The following is a 4458-nucleotide window of genomic DNA, read 5'->3' as shown; positions in this document are numbered from 1 at the left end:
CGGTGGTCATAGCGTGAGGGAAACGCCCGGTTACATTCCGAACCCGGAAGCTAAGCCTTACAGCGCCGATGGTACTGCAGGGGGGACCCTGTGGGAGAGTAGGACGCCGCCGAACAATTCTTCCGAAGAACCCCTGATCCATTCGGATCAGGGGTTCTTCGCATTTCCGGTGACGTATCGTCAGGGCATGGACGATCAGACTGCGGTCACTGCGAACGATGTGCTCCGGCCCGAGCAGCGCGACGGCGCCCTGCGTGTTCTGGCGGAGGCCCAGACGGTGGACGGCCGGACCGCCGTGTCCGAGCAGGGCCGGCTCCGGCTGCGGAACGCGGAGACTCCGCGCCCGGGTGTCATCCACCTCATCGAGACCGAAACCGACGCCGTCCGCGGCTACGGCCAGCTCGAAGTACCGGAGAACCCGGCCGCCAACCCCGTCGCCGAGCTGGTGGTCGACCCGGCCGCCCGCGGCCGCGGCCTGGCCCGCCCGCTGGTGGACGCCGTCCTGGCGCAGGCCCACCGGGCGGGGCGCGACGCGGTGGACTTCTGGGTGCACGGCGGCCACCCGGCGGCCCGGCACCTGGCCGAGGTGTACGGCGCCGAGCTGGTCCGCGAGCTGCGGCAGATGCGCCGCACCGGCCGGCAGACCGAGGAGGTGGCCGTCCCCGAGGGCATCGAGCTCCGCACCTTCCGCCCGGGGGAGGACGACGCCGAGTGGCTGCGGCTGAACGCCCTGGCCTTCGCCCACCACCCGGAGCAGGGCGCCTGGACCGCGCAGGACCTGGCCGAGCGGATCGCCGAGTCCTGGTTCGACCCGGCCGGCTTCTTCCTCGCAACCCGCGACGGCAAGGTGGTCGGCTTCCACTGGACCAAGGTGCACCCGGCCACCGCCACCGAGCCCGAGCTGGGCGAGGTGTACGTGGTCGGGGTGGACCCGGCCGAGCAGGGCAGCGGCCTCGGACGCGCGCTGACCGCGGCGGGCCTGCGCCACCTGACCGGTACCGGCCCCGGCGAGCGCGGTCTGGAAACCGTGCTGCTCTACGTCGACGCCGACAATCCGGCCGCCGTGCGGGTATATGAACGACTGGGGTTCGCCATTCACGAGGTGGACCTCATGTACCGAGCCCGGTACCGGGCGAACCGGCCGGCCTAGCCGCTGCGGACCCTCGGGGACCTTCGAAGCATCCGGAGTCTCCGCTCCCGGATCTCCGGAGCGTCCTCGCACCGGATTCCCGAGCCTTTCGACTCTGCCGAAAGCGGTCGGGACGGCCCCCGAGCGGTCGTGGGCGAGGGACGGGGCGGCAACGCCCCTTGCCCCGACCGACTCAGCTTTCCTCCTGGCCATGCGGTGTTTACCGTGGATTCAATTGCTGCCGCGAAGATCACAGGATGAAGTCCGTAGTGTCTCGCTCGTGCAGAGTCGACCGCCACGCACCGGCCGGTCCTGTACGGACCGCGCCCGGAGGGTGGGCGTTGTCCCCGGGCCTGGTCCGGGGCGAGGGCGACGGCCCGCAGAGCCATTCGCGTCCGGACGCCGTCCTGCTGCTGGAGGAGCTGGAGCCCATGAGCATCCCCCGCCCCGTCTCTGCCCCGCTGTCGCCTACGGCCCGGATGTCCGGTGCGCTGGGTGTTCCGCCGGAGCTGCCGGCCACGGACGACGAGGAGTTCGAAGCGTTGCCGCAAGGCCGCTTCCTGGACCGCGAGCGCAGTTGGCTCGCGTTCAACGAGAGGGTCCTGGAGCTGGCCGAGGACCCGGGCATCCCGTTGCTGGAACGGGCGAAGTTCCTGGCGATCTTCGCGAGCAACCTGGACGAGTTCTTCATGGTCCGGGTGGCCGGCCTCAAGCGCCGGATCGCCACCGGCGTCGCCCAGCGCAGCGCGTCCGGCCTCCAGCCGCGCGAGGTGCTGGACCTGATCTGGACCCGCTCGCGCGAGCTCATGGCCCGCCACGCCGCCGCCTTCCAGCAGGAGGTGTTGCCGGACCTCGCCACCGAGGGCATCGAGGTGGTCCGCTGGTCGGAGCTGGCCGAGAAGGAGCAGGCCCGGCTGCACACGCTGTTCCGGCAGAAGATCTTCCCGGTCCTGACCCCGCTGGCCGTCGACCCGGCGCACCCCTTCCCGTACATATCGGGGCTCTCGCTCAACCTGGCCGTCGTGGTGCGCAACCCGGTCTCCGGGCACAAGCACTTCGCGCGCGTCAAGGTGCCGCAGTCGCTGGCCCGCTTCCTGGAGGCCTCGCCCCAGCGGTACGTCCCGCTGGAGGACGTCATGGGCGCCCACCTGGAGGAGCTCTTCCCCGGGATGGAGGTGCTGGCCCACCACGCCTTCCGCGTCACGCGCAACGAGGACCTGGAGGTGGAGGAGGACGACACCGAGAACATCCTCAAGGCCCTGGAGAAGGAGCTGATGCGGCGGCGCTTCGGCCCGCCGGTGCGGCTGGAGGTCGAGGAGTCGATCGACCCGTACATCCTGGACCTGCTGGTGCGGGAGCTGAACATCACCGAGGCGGAGGTCTTCCCGCTGCCCGGGCCGCTGGACCTGACCGGGTTGTTCGGGATCGCCGAGCTGGACCGCCCGGAGCTCAAGTACCCGAAGTTCGTGGCCGGTACGGCCCGCGGGCTGACCGACGTCGAGTCGGCCTCCCAGCCGGACATCTTCGCCGCGATGCGCGAGCGCGACGTCCTGCTGCACCACCCGTACGACAGCTTCTCCACCTCGGTGCAGGCCTTCCTGGAGCAGGCCGCGGCCGACCCGGACGTGCTGGCGATCAAGCAGACCCTCTACCGCACCTCCGGCGACTCGCCGATCGTCGACGCGCTGATCGACGCGGCCGAGTCCGGCAAGCAGGTGCTGGTGCTGGTGGAGATCAAGGCGCGCTTCGACGAGCAGGCCAACATCAAGTGGGCCCGCAAGCTGGAGGAGGCCGGCTGTCACGTGGTGTACGGCCTGGTCGGGCTGAAGACACACTGCAAGCTCTCGCTGGTGGTCCGGCAGGAGGGCGACACCCTGCGTCGCTACTCGCACGTCGGCACCGGCAACTACCACCCGAAGACGGCCCGGCTGTACGAGGACCTCGGTCTGCTCACCTCCGACCCGCAGGTCGGCGCGGACCTCTCGGACCTGTTCAACCGGCTCTCCGGCTACTCGCGCCGTGAGTCCTACCGCCGCCTGCTGACCGCCCCGCGCGGCCTGCGCGACGGGCTGGTCTCGCGGATCCACAACGAGATTGCCCACCACCGGGCGGGCCGCCCGGCCTACGTGAAGCTCAAGGTCAACTCGATCGTCGACGAGGCCGTGATCGACGCGCTGTACCGGGCCTCCCAGGCCGGGGTGCCGGTGGACGTCTGGGTGCGCGGGATCTGCGCGATCCGCCCGGGCGTGCCGGGGCTGAGCGAGAACATCCGGGTCCGCAGCATCCTGGGCCGCTTCCTGGAACACTCCCGGATCTTCGTGTTCGGCAACAACGACGATGCGGAGGTCTGGATCGGCAGCGCCGACATGATGCACCGCAACCTGGACCGCCGGATCGAGGCGCTGCTGCGGATCACCGATCCGGCGCACCGCGCCGAGCTGTCCGGGCTGATCGACCTCGGGGTGTCGGACGGGACCGAGTCCTGGCACCTGGGGCCGGACGGCGCATGGACCCGCCACTCGCAGGACGCCGAGGGCCGGTCGCTGCGACACGTCCAGGACCTGCTGATCGACTCACGCCAGCGCCGTCGGGCCGCCACCTCGCGCTGACGCGTCCACTGATGCGAAGCCGCCGGAGCAGCGGGCCCGCGAGACTCCTACGGGCAGCTGCTTCCGGCGGTCGGCCACCAGCTCCGGGGACCGCCCCGGGGGAACGGGGATCTACCACGCCATGACCGAAGCGCCGATGACGGCCCGGACGGCCTCCACAGCGACCGCCGGGGACATCCTCTCCCGCCACCTCACCGTCCAGGCCGGCGCCTTCCTGCGCGCGCTGCCGCTGGCGGTGGGCGAGGTCGGTGCCAGACCCGGGACGGCCTCGATCGTCCCGTCGGCCGGCACCTCGGACCTGCTGCGGGCCGTCCGGCGGATCGGCGGGCTGCTGCACACCTTCGGCTCGGTCTTCGAACAGACCTGGGCCCAGGAGTCGCGCACGGAGCTGCGCTGGCTGCTCAACCTGCTGGCGCTGGAGCCGGGCTACGTCCGCCGCTCGGCCCGGCTGCTGGGCGCGCTGGACTCGCTGAGCGGCACCGACCCGGACCGGACGGGCATGCTGGCCGGCCACGCGGGCGCGCCCAAGGCGCGGGCGCTGCTGGACCGGCAGCTGACCCTGGCCCGGACGAGGGCGCACTCCACGGCGCTCCAGGAGCTCCGCTCCGCCCGGCTGCACGCGCTGGCGGACCGGATGACCCTGCTGGTCGGCGAGGCGCCGATGCTGGAGTCGGCGGGCGGCCGGGCCCCTGCGGTGCTGCTGCCGCAGGCCGCCGCCGC

Annotated in this window: 3 protein-coding genes and 1 rRNA gene; all 4 read left to right on the top strand. The window is 71.7% G+C overall.

What is annotated here, in order from left to right; translation table 11 throughout:
- Nucleotides 1-115, top strand: a 5S ribosomal RNA gene (rrf, locus tag KS423_RS39420); the annotation flags it as partial.
- 72 nt (nt 116-187) lie between these two features.
- Nucleotides 188-1150, top strand: a complete 963-nt coding sequence (mshD, locus tag KS423_RS39415; RefSeq protein ID WP_224284540.1) for a mycothiol synthase — start codon at nt 188-190, stop codon at nt 1148-1150.
- A gap of 410 nt (nt 1151-1560) precedes the next feature.
- Complete coding sequence (locus KS423_RS39410; RefSeq protein WP_224284541.1) at nt 1561-3738, top strand: RNA degradosome polyphosphate kinase; 2178 nt, start codon at nt 1561-1563, stop codon at nt 3736-3738.
- A gap of 121 nt (nt 3739-3859) precedes the next feature.
- The coding region (locus KS423_RS39405) for a CHAD domain-containing protein (RefSeq protein WP_224284539.1) at nt 3860-4458 on the top strand (599 nt) is incomplete at its 3' end.

Origin of the sequence: Streptomyces sp. LS1784, from assembly GCF_020103755.1 — a bacterium.
Taxonomy (GTDB): Bacteria; Actinomycetota; Actinomycetes; order Streptomycetales; family Streptomycetaceae; genus Kitasatospora.
Note: the sequence above shows the minus strand (reverse complement) of the source record. Positions and strands in the feature narration are given on the sequence as shown.